Below are 16,002 nucleotides of genomic sequence, written 5' to 3' on the forward strand. Positions count from 1 at the left end.
AGATACATTGCCGGGCCCTTCCTTACTCAAATTATGTCAGCCCTTATGCTGCTTTTGTCTGTTAACCGTTGATACGGCCGGCAAGTTCTTTGGCCGCCTGTCTGCAGTCTGCCATCACTTTAGCCACATCGATCTTCGTCAGTCTCCGGTCTTTCATCAGGATTTCACCGTTTGCCACTGTAGTTACAACATCATGTCCGGTCACGCCAAACAGAAGATGGCTGTTGATATTGTCCGCAGTAAGCGGTGTGAGCGGATCATATGCGACAATGATTACATCGCCCGCAGCGCCTTCTTTGAGGACACCAAGTTCCGGGGCAAAGTACCTGCCCGCAATCTTCGCATTGTTCTCAAAAAGCATCTGCGGCACCTCTCCCCAGGCTGCATTCGGATCACAGAGATGATGCTTGTGGAGAATGTTCGCAACTTTCCATGATTCCATCATGTCATGGGTATACCCGTCTGTTCCAAGGCCGGTGAGGATTCCTCTGTGCACCAGCTCCATTGTCGGAGGGCATCCGCATGCATTTCCCATATTAGACTCCGGATTGTGAACGACCATCGTGTCTGTTTCCTTAATGAGATCCATCTCATGGGAGTTAATATAGATGCAGTGTCCGAGGAGTGTCTTCTCGCCCAGAATACCGTGATCCATCAGACGGTCCACGATCCTTTTCCCGTAATGCTTCAGGCAGTGGTGCAGATCTTCGATCCCCTCTGCCACATGGATGTGATATCCGACTTCATCCGGCTTGTTTGCAGCGGCAAGTTCCATTGTCTCATCCGAGATAGTGAACTGTGCGTGCATACCCATCATTCCGGCGATCATTCCGGTATCGTCCTGAAGCGCATGGCGGATGAACTCGGCATTTTCCATAACAGACTCTCTTGCCTTGTCCATACCATCCCTGTCAGAAATCTCATAGCAGAGGCAGGAACGGACTCCTGTCTCTTTTGCCGCTTTCTCAATTTCAAAGAGTGAGCCTCTGATCGAGCCGAAGCTTGCATGATGGTCAAAAATTGTCGTTACACCGTTTCTGATACAGTCGATATAAGTAGCCATAGCGCTTAAATATGTATCGTTCAGTGTAAGATTACGGTCAATCGTCCACCACTGTCCGTCCAGGATATCGAGAAATCCCTTCGGGTCATAACCTTTTATGGAAAGGCCTCTTGCAAACGAACTGTAAATATGCTCATGTACATTAATAAAGCCGGGCATGATCAGGCCGCCTTTGGCGTCGATGTACTCTGCTTCAGGATATGCATTTTTGATATCCTCAGTACTGCCCACCTTGCAGATCTTGGTTCCGTCGATAGCAACCGCACCGCCTTCGATCAGCGGACATGCAGCATCTCTTGTGATAACTTTTCCATTACCTAAAACCAGCATGTCATTTTCTCCTTTTTATTTATTTTCCACATACTGTCCTCAATGTGCTTTTACATTTATCTGTGCAATTCGCACATTAAGACCTGTCACTATCTATAGAATACCATTAATATTGTATAAATGCAACATGAATTCTAAATAATTTTTAGAGTACCTAAAAAATTTTTAGAAAAAGTATTGACTCTGTATTTTTTTATGCTATGATGGGTTTAGAGACACACAGCAGACACACTTTTCCTCTCGAAAGAGAGTGAAGAAAAGGCAGGTGAAGTAATGGATCGGAAACTCGACTTTCTCAAGCAGCTCGCACATGGACTGGCAGCTCAGTTCGGGAGCTCCTGCGAAGTCGTCATTCATGATCTGACAAAAAAAGATCTGGATAAGTCTATCGTTTATATCGAAAACGGACACGTATCCAACCGGCATACCGGAGACGGGCCGTCAGGCATCGTCCTCGAGACGCTCAGATCTGATCCGGGAAAGATAAAAGACAAGCTCGCTTATCTCACAAGAACAGACGACGGCAGGATCTTAAAATCCAGTACACTCTATATTCGCGATGAAAAAGGGAAGATCATTTATATCTTTTCCATGAATTATGACATCACCTCCCTGCTCGCGGCAGAGAACTCCATACGCGGCCTGATCCAGACAGAACCGGAAAACGATACGGAAACAGACAGTTCTGCCACACCACAGCGGATCACCCACAATGTAACCGAGCTTCTCGACCTTCTGATCGAGCAGGCAATCGCCCGGGTGGGAAAACCTGTCGCAATGATGAACAAAGATGACAAAGTAGCTGTGGTACAATACTTAAACAACGCCGGTGCTTTCCTCATCACAAAATCCGGCGACAAGGTCTCTTCCCTCCTCGGGATATCAAAATTTACTTTGTATAGTTACATGGACAAAGGGTAAGCAACAACATTTCACATATTTAAGGAGGTTCCACAATGGACGCAATCAAATGGGCAGTGAACAAGATGCCGAAAACGGAAGATTCCAACCTGAAAGTAATGGGGTTGGACGAAATCAAAAAGGCGCGCGCTTTCCATGAGAGTTTTCCCCAGTACAGTGTCACACCGCTGGCAAAACTGGATCACATGGCAAAACGCCTCGGACTCGGTGAAGTATATGTAAAAGATGAGTCCTACCGCTTCGGGCTCAACGCTTTTAAAGTGCTCGGCGGTTCATTCGCTATGGCGCGTTACATAGCAAAGCAGACCGGGAAAGATGTATCCGAGCTGCCATACAATGTCCTCACTTCCGAGAAACTTAAGGAAGAGTTCGGGCAGGCCACATTCTTCACCGCCACGGACGGTAATCACGGACGCGGTGTCGCATGGGCTGCAAACAAATTAGGACAGAAGTCAGTCGTCCTCATGCCGAAAGGAAGCACACAGACGAGACTGAACAACATTCTCGCCGAAGGCGCTGAGGCGACGATCGAAGAATACAACTATGACGAATGTGTCCGCATGGCAAACGCTATGGCCGAGAAGACAGAAAACGGCGTCATGGTGCAGGATACTGCATGGGACGGATACGAGGAAATTCCGTCATGGATCATGCAGGGATACGGAACAATGGCTATGGAAGCGGATGAGCAGCTCCACGACTATGACTGCGAGCGCCCGACACACGTCTTCATTCAGGCAGGCGTGGGATCTCTCGCCGGAGCAGTCCAGGGATACTTTGCAAACCGCTATCCTGAGAATCCGCCGAAAGTAGTCGTTGTGGAAGCCGAAGCCGCCGCATGTCTCTATAAAGGTGCATGTGCGGGAGACGGAGATATCCGCATCGTGGACGGTGACATGGTCACGATCATGGCGGGACTCGCCTGCGGAGAGCCGAATACGATTTCCTGGGATATCCTGAAAAATCATGTTGATACATTTATCGCATCACCCGACTGGGTGGCTGCAAGGGGCATGCGTATGCTCGCTGCTCCCGTCAAGGGCGATCAGCCGGTAACATCCGGCGAATCCGGTGCCGCACCGTTCGGAACACTTGCGTGTATCATGACAATGGATGAGTACAAGCCTCTCAGAGAGCATCTCGGACTGGATGAGAACTCCAAAGTCCTCCTCTTCTCCACCGAGGGAGACACTGATCCCGAGAGATACGAATCCATAGTCTGGGGCGGGAACGACAGATAAACCGTCTGTTCCATATAAATAAGGAAACTATTCAACTCTGTCTGTTCAGGCCGTCCGGATCTGCGCCCTCCGCAGTCCGGCGCCTGATGAAACACGTTTTATAATTCAGAGTCACACCGCAAAGGGTGTGCCACTATGCCGTATAAAGCACGGCAGCGACAAAGAAAGGAGAATGAAAGCTATGGACTTCAACAAAATCAAGGAAGCTGCACAGGGTTATCAGAAAGACATGACCGCATTTCTTCGCGCTATCGTGAAGAATCCGGGAGAGAGCTGCGATGAGAAAGCTCACATCGACACTATCGCCGCTGAGATGAAGAAACTGGACTTCGACGAGGTCGTTATCGATCCTCAGGGAAATGTCATCGGTTACATGGGAACAGGCGATAAGATCATCGCTTACGATGCACATATCGACACAGTAGGTATCGGAAATATCGACAACTGGGACTTCGATCCGTACGAAGGATATGAGAATGACACGGAAATCGGCGGACGCGGCGTATCTGACCAGTGCGGCGGCCTTGTATCCGCAGTTTACGGCGCAAGGATCATGAAAGACATGGACCTGATCCCGGAAGGATGCAAGATCATGGTTGTCGGAACAGTTCAGGAAGAGGACTGCGACGGTCTGTGCTGGCAGTACATCATCAACGAGGACAAGATCCGTCCTGAGTTCGTTGTATCCACGGAGCCGACAGACGGCGGTATCTACCGCGGACAGCGCGGACGTATGGAGATCCGCATCGATGTCAAAGGTGTTTCCTGCCACGGTTCCGCTCCGGAGCGCGGTGACAACGCAATCTACAAGATGGCTGACATCCTCCAGGATGTACGTGCCCTCAACGAAAATGACGACGCAGACGAGACAGAGATCAAAGGTCTTGTAAAGATGCTGAATCCTAAATACAACCCGGACTGGGAAGAGGCGCGTTTCCTCGGACGCGGTACCGTAACTGTATCCCAGATCTTCTATACATCACCGAGCCGCTGTGCGGTAGCTGACTCCTGTGCGGTATCACTTGACCGCCGCATGACATTCGGCGAGACATGGGAGAGCTGTCTGGACGAGATTCGTGCACTTCCGAGCGTACAGAAATACGGCGACGATGTAGTCGTATCTATGTATAACTATGACCGTCCTTCCTACACAGGATGCGTATACGAGATCGAGTGCTACTTCCCGACATGGGCAATCCCGAAAGACCACAAAGTGACAAAAGCGCTCGAGAAAGCGTACACATCACTCTACGGCGACAAGAGGATCGGCGCGGAGGAAACTCTGGAAATGCGTCAGAGCCGTCCGCTCACAGACAAATGGACATTCTCAACAAACGGCGTGTCCATCATGGGAAGAAACGGAATTCCGTGCATCGGATTCGGACCGGGTGCTGAAGCTCAGGCACACGCGCCGAATGAGAAGACATGGAAACAGGACCTTGTAACATGTGCCGCTGTATACGCTGCACTGCCGAACTGCTACTGCGAGTAACACAAGCTGAACTGTTATAATTTTCAGGAAGTATTTTAATTTTATTTATATCAAGGAGGATAAAGAACAATGAAAACATTACAGGACTATATCGATAAGCTGAACGCCCTGAACTTTAAAGATATGTACAACGGAGACTTTTTCCTGACATGGGAGAAGACAGACGAAGAACTGGAAGCCGTATTCACCGTAGCTGACGCTCTCCGCTTTATGAGAGAGAACAACATTTCCACAAAGGTATTCGAGAGCGGTCTCGGAATCTCCCTCTTCCGCGACAACTCCACACGTACCCGCTTCTCCTTTGCATCTGCATGTAACCTGTTAGGTCTTGAGGTTCAGGATCTGGACGAGGGCAAATCCCAGGTTGCACACGGCGAGACAGTTCGCGAGACAGCAAACATGATCTCCTTCATGGCAGACGTGATCGGTATCCGCGACGATATGTACATCGGCAAAGGAAATGCTTACATGCATGAAGTTGTTGACGCTGTAACACAGGGAAATAAAGACGGCATCCTCGAACAGAAACCAACGCTCGTAAACCTTCAGTGTGACATCGACCACCCGACACAGGCTATGGCTGATATGCTCCACATCATCCACGAGTTCGGCGGTGTCGAAAACCTGAAAGGCAAAAAGATCGCTATGTCATGGGCTTACTCTCCGTCCTACGGCAAACCGCTCTCCGTTCCGCAGGGAATCATCGGTCTGATGACACGTTTCGGAATGGACGTTGTGCTTGCTCATCCGGAAGGATACGAGGTATTCCCGGAAGTTGAGGCTGTTGCTGCCGAGAACGCAAAGAAATCCGGCGGTACATTTACAAAGACAAATAATATGGCTGAGGCATTCAAAGATGCCGATATCGTATATCCGAAGAGCTGGGCTCCGTTCGCTGCTATGGAGAAACGTACAGAGCTGTACGGAAACGGCGACTTCGAGGGAATCAAAGAACTGGAGAAAGAACTCCTCGCTCAGAACGCACAGCACAAAGACTGGGCTTGCACAGAGGAACTGATGAAGACGACAAAAGACGGAAAAGCGCTCTATATGCACTGTCTGCCGGCCGACATCACAGGCGTAAGCTGTGAGGAAGGCGAGGTTGACGCAAGCGTATTCGACCGTTACAGAGATCCGCTCTACAAAGAGGCAAGCTACAAACCGTACATCATCGCGGCTATGATCTTCCTCGCAAAATTCGCAGATCCGGCTGACATTCTCAAGAAACTTGAAGAAAAAGGCACACCGAGAGTGTTTAAATAATAGTTCAGCCATCTGGCGTCAGTCAACAGTTTTATGCTCGCATAAGGATCTGTTGACTGGCAGACAGATGTGTTGAGCGTCTGGATATGAGCAAAGCAGCGACAACGTCGCAGTAAGCACGTAAGTGCGGCTTTGCGAATGGCGCGGGCTGAACATACTGAACAGTTACTAATCTAAAAGAATCATTAGGAGGTATTTATATCATGTTAAAATATGTAGACACAAAAAACGCACCTGCAGCTATCGGACCATATTCACAGGGAATCGTTCTGAACGGGATTGCATTCTTCTCAGGACAGATTCCGCTCTCACCGGAGACAGGCGAAGTCGTAGGTGCTGACATCACAGAGCAGGCTGAGCAGGTTATGAAAAATGTAGGTGCTCTTCTGGAGAGCCAGGGCGCATCTTTCACAGATGTAGTGAAAACAACCTGCTTCCTCGCAGATATGGCTGACTTCGCTGCATTCAACGAAGTATACGCTAAATACTTCACAGGCAATCCGGCACGTTCCTGCGTTGCTGTAAAGGCTCTTCCGAAGGGAGTTCTCTGTGAAGTAGAGACAATCGCCGCTGTAAAAGAAGGCTGATTCCGGGAGGCAGCTTATGGAAAAGAAAAAACGTATCGTCATTGCCCTGGGCGGAAACGCCCTCGGCAATACTCTGCCGGAACAGATGAAAGCCGTTAAGATCACGTCCCGCGCTATCGTGGATCTGATCCAGGAAGGCTGCGAGGTCGTCGTTGCACACGGCAACGGACCCCAGGTGGGCATGGTAAATAACGCCATGATCGCACTTACCCACGAAGATCCGCAGCAGCCGAACACACCGCTTTCTGTCTGCGTTGCCATGAGTCAGGCATATATCGGGTACGATCTTCAGAATGCACTCCGCGAAGAGCTCTTAAACAGAGGAATCACGGACATTCCGGTAGCGACTATGATCACGCAGGTGCGCGTTGATCCGGATGATCCGGCATTTGAGCATCCGTCCAAACCGATCGGCCGTTTCATGACAAAAGAACAGGCTGATGTAATGGCAGAGAAATATGATTACATCATGAAGGAAGATGCAGGCCGCGGTTACCGCCGAGTGGTAGCATCACCAAAGCCGCAAGAAATCATCGAGATCGGAACGATCCGCAATATGGTGGACTCCGGCGATGTTGTCATTGCCTGCGGAGGCGGCGGTATCCCTGTCACACGTCAGGGTAACCACTTAAAAGGCGCCAGTGCCGTCATCGATAAAGACTTTGCAAGCTGCCTGATGGCAAAAGAACTGGATGCCGATTTCCTCATCATCCTGACTGCTGTCGAGAAAGCAGCTATCAATTACGGGAAACCGAACGAGAAATGGCTCGGCGACATTACCGTGGCCGAGGCAAAACAGTACATAGATGAGGGACATTTTGCACCGGGTTCTATGCTCCCCAAAGTGCAGGCGGCTGTTGAATTCGCAGAATCAAAGCCGGGCAGACAGGCTCTCATCACACTGCTTGAAAAAGCAAAAGACGGAATCCTCGGCAAAACCGGTACAAGGATTCATCTGTAGAACAAATCATCAAACTCCTAAAATATATAATACAAAAGGAGGACATCCGACAGTTATGCCATGTACTGATCGGATGTCCTCTTTTTATTTGATAGTTTCTTTTTCAGACTTCTTACCCCTCTACAAGCCAGACACTCTCAGACTGAAGTTCTCTTTAACAGGGCACTTCAAAACTTCAATTTATTTTATCTGTACTTCCCAGTCTCTTCTTCATCGTCTTCTCCACAGCATTCAGGATATTCTCATACCCTGTACATCTGCACAGATGTCCGGAGAGCAGATTCCTGAGCTCGTCTCTTGTATACTCTTTTCCGCTCTCAAGGATTTCAACGGCGCTCATGATGACGCCCGGCGTACAGAATCCACACTGCACTGCCGCCTCATCGATAAATGCCTGCTGGATATCAGAGAGTTCGCCGTCCGGTCCCATCAGTCCTTCCAGAGTGCGGATCTCTTTTCCGTCCGCCCACACTGCAAGATAGATGCAGGAGTTAAAGCACTCACCGTCAATGATCACATTGCAGGCGCCGCACTCTCCCACCTCGCAGCCTTTCTTGACACTGGTCAGAGAATAATCATTGCGAAGCATATCGGTGAGTGAAGCTCTTACATCGACCATCGTCTCACGCTCCACACCGTTGATACGGCAGCGCACCAGTTTATACTGCTTTCCGCTCTCGGAATCGGTCATGATCGTATGGCGGGATGCTCCTGATGCCGCTCCCGGCTGTTCTTTCTTCTCCGCGGGCTCGACCGTCTCACTGTCCGAAGCCGCCGGATTTTGTTCCGCAGTCATGCCGCCGGCCCTTCTGACCGCCTCACGCAAAGCTCTTTTACAAAGAACTTTTGAGATATGTTCCCTGAACGCCTTGCTGGCACGCCAGCTGTCGCGGGGCGTAACGTCCTCGAGCACAGTATCGCCGAGCTTCTCAATGCTCTCCTCCGTAACTTCAAGACCTCTCCCGGCCGCTTCTGCATGTGCTGCACGCATGGGAACCGGACCTGCAACTCCGTATGCGATACGAATATCTGTAAATGTTTTCTTGTCATCTGAAAGTTTTACATTTACAGAGCATCCCAATGTAGCTATATCCATTGCATTTCTCATTGCATACTTAATGTAATGGCCGGCATAACCCTCATAGGATTCTCTCGGAATCAGGATCGCTGTCTGGATTTCGCCGGGTCTTATATCTACTTTACCTGCCTTTATGTAAAAATCCCTGATCGGAAGCACGCGCACGCCCTCCGGCCCTGTCAGCTCGATCCGTGCGTCCCACGCAAACAGAGTGGACGCCGAGTCTGCCGAAGTCACGCCATTACATGTATTACCGCCGATCGTACCGATGTTTCGGATCTGGGGACCGCCTACCATGTCCACCGCTTCGCCGAGCACACCTATATGCTTCTGAATGAGCGGATCTTTCGTGATATGGGAGAAGCTCGTCAACGAGCCGATCCGGATAGTTCCGTCCTCATCCATCGTCACGCCGCGCAATTCGTCTAATCCATATATGCTCACAAGCTCAACGCCGGCACGCTTCCCCTCTCTCATCTGGACGAGAACGTCGCTGCCGCCGGCAATAACCTGCGCTTCCGGATGCTCCTGAAGCAGCCGGATCGCATCCTCCACACTTTTCGCCTCATACAGTGCCTTCATATCATACATAATCTTTCACCTCATTTCCGCCGTGATCAGATCGTAGCAGTCCTGCTTTTTGGAACTCGTCGAACAGCAGATGCGGTCTCATCGGTATCTCATTTAACGCAACGCCCGTCGCCTGCAGTATTGCATTGCGGATCGCCGGAGCAGGGGAACATGCCGGCGGCTCCCCAAGTGCTTTCGTTCCGTATGCACTGGTCGGCTCATAGTTCTCGACAAATGCCGCGTGAAGATCCGGATGGTCCATAAATGTCGAGAGTTTATAATCCAGAAGATTATTGTTCAGTGGTCTTCCGGTCTTCTCATCATAGAGCAGCTTCTCTGAGAGTGCATAACCGATCGCCATACTCATGCCGCCATGCACCTGCGCCTCAGCAAGCGCCGGATTGATCAGGCGCCCACAGTCGTGGACGTTCAGGATATCCGTCACCTCTGCCCTGCATCCCGGAATATCTACCTCTACCTCCACAAAAGTGCACCCGAACGAATATGCATTATTCTTAATCTGATAGCTGCTCTCCGCCGTGAGATGTCCGTTATTTGTCAGGCTGTACAGTTTCTCTGTCGCCAGTTCGCCAAGAGACATAAGCACCTCTCCGTCCGTCGTTCTGACAATATATCCGTTTACAATGTCAAGATTTTCTTTCATCTGGCGTGTCAGCTCGTGTGCAGTCTCTATGATTTTCTCTTTCAAAAGCTCCCCGGTCTGACGGATAGAGAATCCCGCCATGTAAGTCTGTCTGGAGGCATACGCGCCGGTTCCGAACGGTGTCACATCCGTATCCTGAGTGGAAACGACATGCACCATCTCGAACGGAATCCCCACCGTCTCCGCAGCCATCTGCGCGAACGCCGTATCCGCGCCCTGTCCGATCTCAGTCTCTCCTACCTGCACCTGTATGCTTCCGTCCTGATTGAGCACCATACGGCACGCGGATGTCTCAAGGGAGATGGGCCACACACCAGTGTTATACCAGAAAACAGACATTCCGACGCCACGGCGGACATCTCCTGTCTGATGGGAATATTTTTCAAGTCGCCTGTCGTAGTCGAATTCCTTTCTTCCCTTCTCCATACATTCCCGGAATGTATCATAATAGTTTACATTTTTCGAGAAACCGTCTTTAAATCCCTTCGGCATGACATTTTTCATACGGAACTCATACGGCGGTACTCCGATGGCACGCGCCACATCGTCCGTATGGCTCTCCATAGCAAACATGGCCTGCGGGATGCCATAGCCTCTCATGGCTCCGGAAGCAGCCTTGTTGGTAAATACTGTATATGTGTCTGCCTCAATATTCGGACACGGATAAAGCTGCGGAAAACATCCCATTCCTTTTGCTGCAATGCTGTGTCCGTGTGACGCATATCCGCCCTGATCCGAGAAACTCTCAAATTTCCGGGCCGCATATGTGCCATCTGGTCTTACATACGAGATAATATGGAAATGGATCGCATGTCGTACTCTTGTAGATGCGAATGTCTCCTCCCTGGAAATATCCATTTTGACCGTTCTTCCGCCTACCACCGTAGTCAGATAAGCACAGAGCGGTTCGTAGAGGACGTCCTGCTTATTTCCGAATCCACCGCCAATGTACGGCTTGATGATACGGACTTTCCCCCACGGTACCCCCAGCGCCTGGCCGACAACACGCCTGCAGATATGAGGGATCTGCGTCGACGTAACAACCACGATCCGCCCCTGCTCCATATAGGCATAGCAGACGGGATTCTCTATGTGACAGTGCTGCACAGTCGGAGTCTGATACCATCCCTCTACCTTTGTAAGTCCGGGTTCCTTTATGGCGTTCTCATAATCGCCGTTCCGGATCGACGTGTGTTTCAGGACATTATTGGGATATTTCTCGTGTATCTGCGGGGCATCGTCCTCCATCGCCTTATGTACGTCAAGGACAAACGGCAGTTCCTCATACTCCACTTTCAGTGCCCGGAGCGCCTGAGAAGCCGCCACTTCATTTTCCGCTATCACGGCTGCCACATCGTCACCGTAATATCTGACATGCCGCTCTAAGAGCAGCCGGTCTGCCACATCCTGATGTTCCTCTTCCGTTGACCACGGATGTCCGGCCGTCGGGAAATAATACTCCGGCACGTCAAAGCATGTGACAATTTTGACCACACCTGGAATCTTCTCTGCCCCGGACGTGTCGATAGACTTCACATACCCGTGAGCGATCGTGGAATGGAGCACCTTCGCCACATATGCATTTCTGTCACACAGATCTTCCGTATACTTAGCACGTCCGGTCACCTTTTCAAATGCATCCACACGTTTCACACTTTTACCGATTACATGTTCTTTCCTGACAGTATCTTTTTCTGCCATATCATCACCTCCCGATCTCTGCTATCGGTCTGCATCACTGCTGACAGTAATTACTGGCCATTTCAGAGTTTACACTCAGTTAAGATCAATCTCCTGCCCTTTGACATATTTTGCACGTATCTCCCGGTCGTCTGCCAGATAGATCATACGCTCCAGCCTGCTCCGGATGTCCAGCGGCTGCGGATGCTTTAATCTGCTGTCATCCAGTACGACCGCATCAAACTCGTATCCCGGTTCAAAACTTCCAACCTTACCGAAGAACTCCCCGCCTCCTTTCGTCGCCATATAGAAGACTTCCTCTGCCGTAAGCCCCTCCAGACTGTCATCCTGCAGTCTCCATCTCAGTTTTGACGACTGCACGGCATGCGCCATAGCCCGGAAGAGATTCTCTGTGGAGCCGCCCGCCACATCACTGCCGATACCGACATGCAGCCCTTCTTCCAGGAACTTTCTCACCGGCGCGATTCCCGAGGATACATTCATATTTGACTCCGGACAGTGAGCGATGAACACGCCGTTCTCTTTCATCCGGGCAATCTCGCTGTCATCACTGTATACACAGTGTGCCATAACAGTCCGGCAGTCTGCGCCAAATAATCCAAATCTGTCATATACGTCCCCGTAGAATTCTGACCAGGGACAGAGTTCTTTCACCCACGCGATCTCTCCCGGATTTTCCGACAGATGAGACTGTACCGGAAGATCATAACGCATCTGGAGTTTTTTCAGCTCTTCCATCAGTTCATCCGTACAGCTCGGCGTAAACCGCGGTGTCAGGATCGGATGTGTGTTCTGATATTTCCGATGGTTTACATCCTTGATCCACTCCAATGTCTCATCTGCCGACTCCTGTGTCTCTTCACAAATATATTCCGGACAGTTCCTGTCCATATTTACTTTGCCGACATAGGTATCCAGTCCGGTCTTTTCAAGCATATCCATAAGAAGCAGTGTAGCAGGGCGGTGGACCGTACCGAAAATACATGCTCGTGTCGTGGCGCTTCTTCTTAAGTTCTCCACAAAAATGCCGTATGCCTTTTTCGCGTAATCCACGGACTCGAACTTCGCCTCCTCCGGAAATGTATTCACCTCCAGCCACTCTAAAAGTTCCATATCCATCCCCAATCCCCTGTAGGAATACTGCGGTGCATGGATATGCAGATCCACAAGTCCCGGTATGATCAGACAGTCACCGTAATCCCGGATCGGATTGCCTCCCAGCCTGAATGGAAGTGTCTGATATATTCCGTCAACTTTACCGTTTCTACAGACAAGATATCCATGTTCATATATAGCTAATTCTTTCTCATTTCTGCTGTATACGATATTTCCTTTTAATATAAAAATAGGTTCACTCATCAGTCTAATCTCCTCTCCTGTTCAAATAAATATACCGGTTAACGCACTCTTACGCCCGGCATACTTATAGTCAGCCGTTTCCGGCGGCTGGTAGAGACGTTCAACCGATTATGAACCTATATAAGTATGCGATATTTTCTCTCTGTAAATATGGTAACACTGAAGAAAAAAAGTGTCAATCGCCTCTTTTCCCTCTATTTAAACTATCGTTCCACAGCCTTATACTTTCTCCAACATCACTTCCACAACTCCACCGCAGACCATTCCCTCATCTTCAGCCTCTCCGGCTGTCATGTCTACTCTGCAGATCTGGAAATCCGGCGCTTTCGTGCGCATCATGAGAAGTGCTTTCTGTATGATCTCACTCTCTATGCAGCCTCCGCCAATCGTATCGATCGTTCTGCCGTCCTCGATGATGAGCATTTTTGTCCCCACTCCCCGGGGTGCAGATCCCTTACGGGAAATGATCGTCGCAAGCACTTTCTGCAGTTCCGCAGGATCTTCTCCACTGTTTCCTGCATTCAGGATACAGGAGATGATTTCCTCAGAATAGCCGCCCGTCTTGCCTCCGTCGCTCTTGTTCTGTGTACTCTTCACCTGTATGATCTCAGCCATAACGGACACTGCGATCTCTTCGGGCGTCTCGGCGCCGATCTTAAGGCCGATCGGAGTGTGTACCGCATCCAGCAGATCCCGGCTGATACCTTTTTCTTCAAGCTGATCTTTCACTATGGCAACTCTGCGCCTGCTACCCATCATCCCCACATAGGCAGAGCGCTTCTGCAGAATAGCTTCGAGACACTCCGAGTCATAGCGGTGCCCCCTCGTCACGATAATGAACCAGGAGTCCGAGTCACCTCTGATCTGAGCAAGGCCTGATGCAAATGGCTCACATATCACCCGGTCTGCCCCTGCTGCCCTTGCATTGTCCGCAAATTTCGGGCGGTCTTCTATGACCGTCACAACGAATCCAAGCATTTTCCCCATCCGGATGATCGGCATTGACACATGCCCGGCTCCGCATACGATCAGTTTCGGTGTACGGCCGATACGCTCACAAAATACATCTGGAAATCCGGCAGTTCTATCTGCTTCTGCCGGTCTGGCATGGAGTAAATATTTCTCTCCGGCATGTTCTCCCGACAGGACCGTCTCAGCCCATATATCGCCCTCTGACGTTTCCAAAGCTTCTTTTAGTTCTGTGTAAAATCTGTTCATTTGATAATTATTCCTGGTGCTTACGCTGCCGCCAGTCTTGCCAGCACATCTTTGAGCAGTTCGTAGAACCGTTCAAATGAATCAAGCGGCACATTTTCATCCGGTGTATGAACGTTGTAGAGTGTCGGCCCTACTGCGATGGCGTCCAGCCCCGGAAGCGCCTCAGAGAAGAGGCCGCACTCCAGACCTGCGTGGAGAGCTTCCAGTTTTAGTTCCTCTCCAAACAGCTCTCTGTAACTTTCCTTAAAGACTTCACGTATCTTAGAGTCTTCTTTGAAATCCCATCCCGGATATTCTCCGCTGTATTCAATATCAAATCCGAATGTCTCCGCAAGAAGAGCGAGTCTCTCTTTAGTGTCTTCCTGAAGCGATGCAACAGAAGAACGAGGTGATATAACGATCACAAGTTCGTTTTCATTTGCTCTTACCACGCCCATATTTGACGATACAACTACAAATCCGTCCATCTTGATATTGCGTCTGTATACTCCGTTCGGTACAAGGCGGATCGCGCTGATAAACGCTTTCGCGTCTTCGTCTTTCAGGACTGCCGCCGACTGTCCTTCCTCGATCGATACTTCGCATGCGAAATCCGGCTCAAAGGATGAAATTTCTTCTGAAAATGTTTCTGCCAGTGCACAGGCGAATTTTTCTGCCTTCTCTGCCTCTGCTTTATCTGCGTATAGCAGAGACGCCTCGCACTCTCTTGTGATTGCATTATCTTTTGTTCCGCCCGCAAATGCAACGAGTTTTCCGTCTGTATTTTTCATCAGATTTTCAATCATGCGTGCCATCAGGATGTTGGCGTTCTGACGCTCTTTGTCAATATCTGTTCCGGAGTGTCCGCCCAACAGACCTTCAATCTTGATCTGTACAAGAGTTCCCTCTGTGGTTGTCCTCTCTACCGGTCTTGTAAGCTGGACTCTTAAGCCCCCGGCGCAGCTTATTGTTGCAACGCCCTCTTCCTCTGAATCCATGTTGATCATCGTCCTTGCCGTGATCTGGGATTTATCCAGGGCCTGAGCTCCGTTTAATCCCACTTCTTCTTCTGTAGTAAACACACACTCTACCGGAGGATGCTTAATGTCCTCATCATCCAGCACCATCATCATAAGCGCAATTGCAACACCGTTATCTGCTCCGAGCGTTGTGCCGTTTGCAAAAAGCACGCCGTCTTTGAGCACAAGGTCAATCCCCTCTGTCCCAAAATCATGCTCTACCCCTGCGCGTTTATCGCACACCATATCGATATGTCCCTGCAGCATGACAGGCTCTTTGTCCTCTGCGCCTTCGCTGCCGTTTTTCTTGATAATAACGTTATAACTGTCGTCCTGGTATACCCAGAGACCTCTGTCTTTTGCAAACTTTACAAGGAAGTCGCTGATTCCCTTCTCATTTCCTGATCCTCTCGGAACAGCACATACCTCTTCAAAAAAATGAAATAACTTTTCCGGTTTATATCCGGTAATCTTGTACTCCATGATAGAATCCTCTTTTCTTTGATCTTTTTTCAGCAGTATGAGACCTGCCTTTTTATTATACCAGATTCTGCTC

The 16,002-nt window shown here is 49.8% G+C and carries 12 protein-coding genes, 1 pseudogene and 1 riboswitch; of the genes and pseudogenes, 6 read left to right on the forward strand and 7 right to left on the reverse strand.

Annotation, left to right across the window (positions count from 1 at the left end; genetic code table 11):
* Positions 1-61 precede the first annotated feature (61 nt).
* On the reverse strand, positions 62-1,393 hold the full coding sequence (ssnA, locus tag FNY66_RS11260) for a putative aminohydrolase SsnA (protein ID WP_087151375.1): 1,332 nt from the start codon (positions 1,391-1,393) through the stop codon (positions 62-64).
* A 273-nt stretch (positions 1,394-1,666) separates the two neighbouring features.
* Here ssnA and FNY66_RS11265 point away from each other — a divergent pair, with 273 nt between their 5' ends.
* From FNY66_RS11265 to arcC, 6 genes are all read left to right on the forward strand, one after another.
* Entirely contained in the window at positions 1,667-2,314 is a 648-nt protein-coding gene (locus tag FNY66_RS11265; RefSeq protein WP_087151376.1) for a helix-turn-helix transcriptional regulator, read from the forward strand.
* Positions 2,315-2,349: 35 nt separating this feature from the next.
* Positions 2,350-3,555, forward strand: a complete 1,206-nt coding sequence (gene dpaL / locus FNY66_RS11270) for a diaminopropionate ammonia-lyase (RefSeq protein WP_150311210.1) — start codon at positions 2,350-2,352, stop codon at positions 3,553-3,555.
* 181 nt (positions 3,556-3,736) lie between these two features.
* Complete coding sequence (locus tag FNY66_RS11275) at positions 3,737-5,047, forward strand: YgeY family selenium metabolism-linked hydrolase (protein ID WP_087151378.1); 1,311 nt, start codon at positions 3,737-3,739, stop codon at positions 5,045-5,047.
* Between the two features lie 69 nt (positions 5,048-5,116).
* The gene (gene ygeW / locus FNY66_RS11280; RefSeq protein WP_087151379.1) at positions 5,117-6,310 is read left to right on the forward strand and encodes a knotted carbamoyltransferase YgeW; all 1,194 of its coding nucleotides are present in this window, start codon (positions 5,117-5,119) and stop codon (positions 6,308-6,310) included.
* Positions 6,311-6,513: 203 nt separating this feature from the next.
* Positions 6,514-6,897: a RidA family protein gene (locus FNY66_RS11285; RefSeq protein WP_087151380.1), complete on the forward strand. Its 384-nt coding sequence runs from the start codon at positions 6,514-6,516 to the stop codon at positions 6,895-6,897.
* 16 nt (positions 6,898-6,913) lie between these two features.
* Positions 6,914-7,858: a carbamate kinase gene (arcC, locus tag FNY66_RS11290; RefSeq protein WP_087151381.1), complete on the forward strand. Its 945-nt coding sequence runs from the start codon at positions 6,914-6,916 to the stop codon at positions 7,856-7,858.
* 175 nt (positions 7,859-8,033) lie between these two features.
* Here arcC and xdhC read toward each other — a convergent pair whose 3' ends face one another.
* The 6 genes and pseudogenes from xdhC to FNY66_RS11320 all read right to left on the reverse strand — a co-directional run bounded on the left by xdhC (position 8,034) and on the right by FNY66_RS11320 (position 15,929).
* Positions 8,034-8,549: a xanthine dehydrogenase subunit XdhC gene (gene xdhC, locus FNY66_RS16175; RefSeq protein WP_150311222.1), complete on the reverse strand. Its 516-nt coding sequence runs from the start codon at positions 8,547-8,549 to the stop codon at positions 8,034-8,036.
* 105 nt (positions 8,550-8,654) lie between these two features.
* A pseudogene (xdhB, locus tag FNY66_RS16180) lies at positions 8,655-9,527 on the reverse strand (xanthine dehydrogenase subunit XdhB); the annotation flags it as partial.
* The gene (xdhA, locus tag FNY66_RS11305; protein WP_150311211.1) at positions 9,520-11,871 is read right to left on the reverse strand and encodes a xanthine dehydrogenase subunit XdhA; all 2,352 of its coding nucleotides are present in this window, start codon (positions 11,869-11,871) and stop codon (positions 9,520-9,522) included. The pseudogene xdhB and the gene xdhA, both read right to left, overlap by 8 nt.
* Before the next feature lie 75 nt (positions 11,872-11,946).
* Positions 11,947-13,230 carry an amidohydrolase family protein gene (locus FNY66_RS11310; protein ID WP_150311212.1) on the reverse strand — a complete coding sequence of 428 codons (1,284 nt, stop codon included), beginning with the start codon at positions 13,228-13,230 and terminating at the stop codon, positions 11,947-11,949.
* A gap of 47 nt (positions 13,231-13,277) precedes the next feature.
* Positions 13,278-13,374: riboswitch (purine riboswitch) on the reverse strand.
* Between the two features lie 75 nt (positions 13,375-13,449).
* The gene (locus FNY66_RS11315; RefSeq protein WP_150311213.1) at positions 13,450-14,448 is read right to left on the reverse strand and encodes an XdhC family protein; all 999 of its coding nucleotides are present in this window, start codon (positions 14,446-14,448) and stop codon (positions 13,450-13,452) included.
* A gap of 20 nt (positions 14,449-14,468) precedes the next feature.
* Positions 14,469-15,929, reverse strand: a complete 1,461-nt coding sequence (locus FNY66_RS11320) for an aminoacyl-histidine dipeptidase (protein WP_150311214.1) — start codon at positions 15,927-15,929, stop codon at positions 14,469-14,471.
* Positions 15,930-16,002: the final 73 nt, after the last annotated feature.

The sequence above is a fragment of the Mediterraneibacter catenae genome, assembly GCF_008691045.1.
Taxonomy (GTDB): domain Bacteria; phylum Bacillota; class Clostridia; order Lachnospirales; family Lachnospiraceae; genus Mediterraneibacter; species Mediterraneibacter ornithocaccae.

Excerpts from the sequence above, each read along its gene's own strand:
- ssnA (WP_087151375.1), bottom strand. The coding sequence starts at position 1,393 with ATGCTGGTTTTAGGTAATGGAAAAGTTATCACAAGAGATGCTGCATGT.
- FNY66_RS11320 (WP_150311214.1), bottom strand. The coding sequence starts at position 15,929 with ATGGAGTACAAGATTACCGGATATAAACCGGAAAAGTTATTTCATTTT.
- arcC (WP_087151381.1), top strand. The coding sequence starts at position 6,914 with ATGGAAAAGAAAAAACGTATCGTCATTGCCCTGGGCGGAAACGCCCTC.
- ygeW (WP_087151379.1), top strand. The coding sequence starts at position 5,117 with ATGAAAACATTACAGGACTATATCGATAAGCTGAACGCCCTGAACTTT.
- xdhA (WP_150311211.1), bottom strand. The coding sequence starts at position 11,871 with ATGGCAGAAAAAGATACTGTCAGGAAAGAACATGTAATCGGTAAAAGT.
- dpaL (WP_150311210.1), top strand. The coding sequence starts at position 2,350 with ATGGACGCAATCAAATGGGCAGTGAACAAGATGCCGAAAACGGAAGAT.
- FNY66_RS11315 (WP_150311213.1), bottom strand. The coding sequence starts at position 14,448 with ATGAACAGATTTTACACAGAACTAAAAGAAGCTTTGGAAACGTCAGAG.
- FNY66_RS11265 (WP_087151376.1), top strand. The coding sequence starts at position 1,667 with ATGGATCGGAAACTCGACTTTCTCAAGCAGCTCGCACATGGACTGGCA.
- xdhC (WP_150311222.1), bottom strand. The coding sequence starts at position 8,549 with ATGACCGATTCCGAGAGCGGAAAGCAGTATAAACTGGTGCGCTGCCGT.
- FNY66_RS11310 (WP_150311212.1), bottom strand. The coding sequence starts at position 13,230 with ATGAGTGAACCTATTTTTATATTAAAAGGAAATATCGTATACAGCAGA.
- FNY66_RS11275 (WP_087151378.1), top strand. The coding sequence starts at position 3,737 with ATGGACTTCAACAAAATCAAGGAAGCTGCACAGGGTTATCAGAAAGAC.
- FNY66_RS11285 (WP_087151380.1), top strand. The coding sequence starts at position 6,514 with ATGTTAAAATATGTAGACACAAAAAACGCACCTGCAGCTATCGGACCA.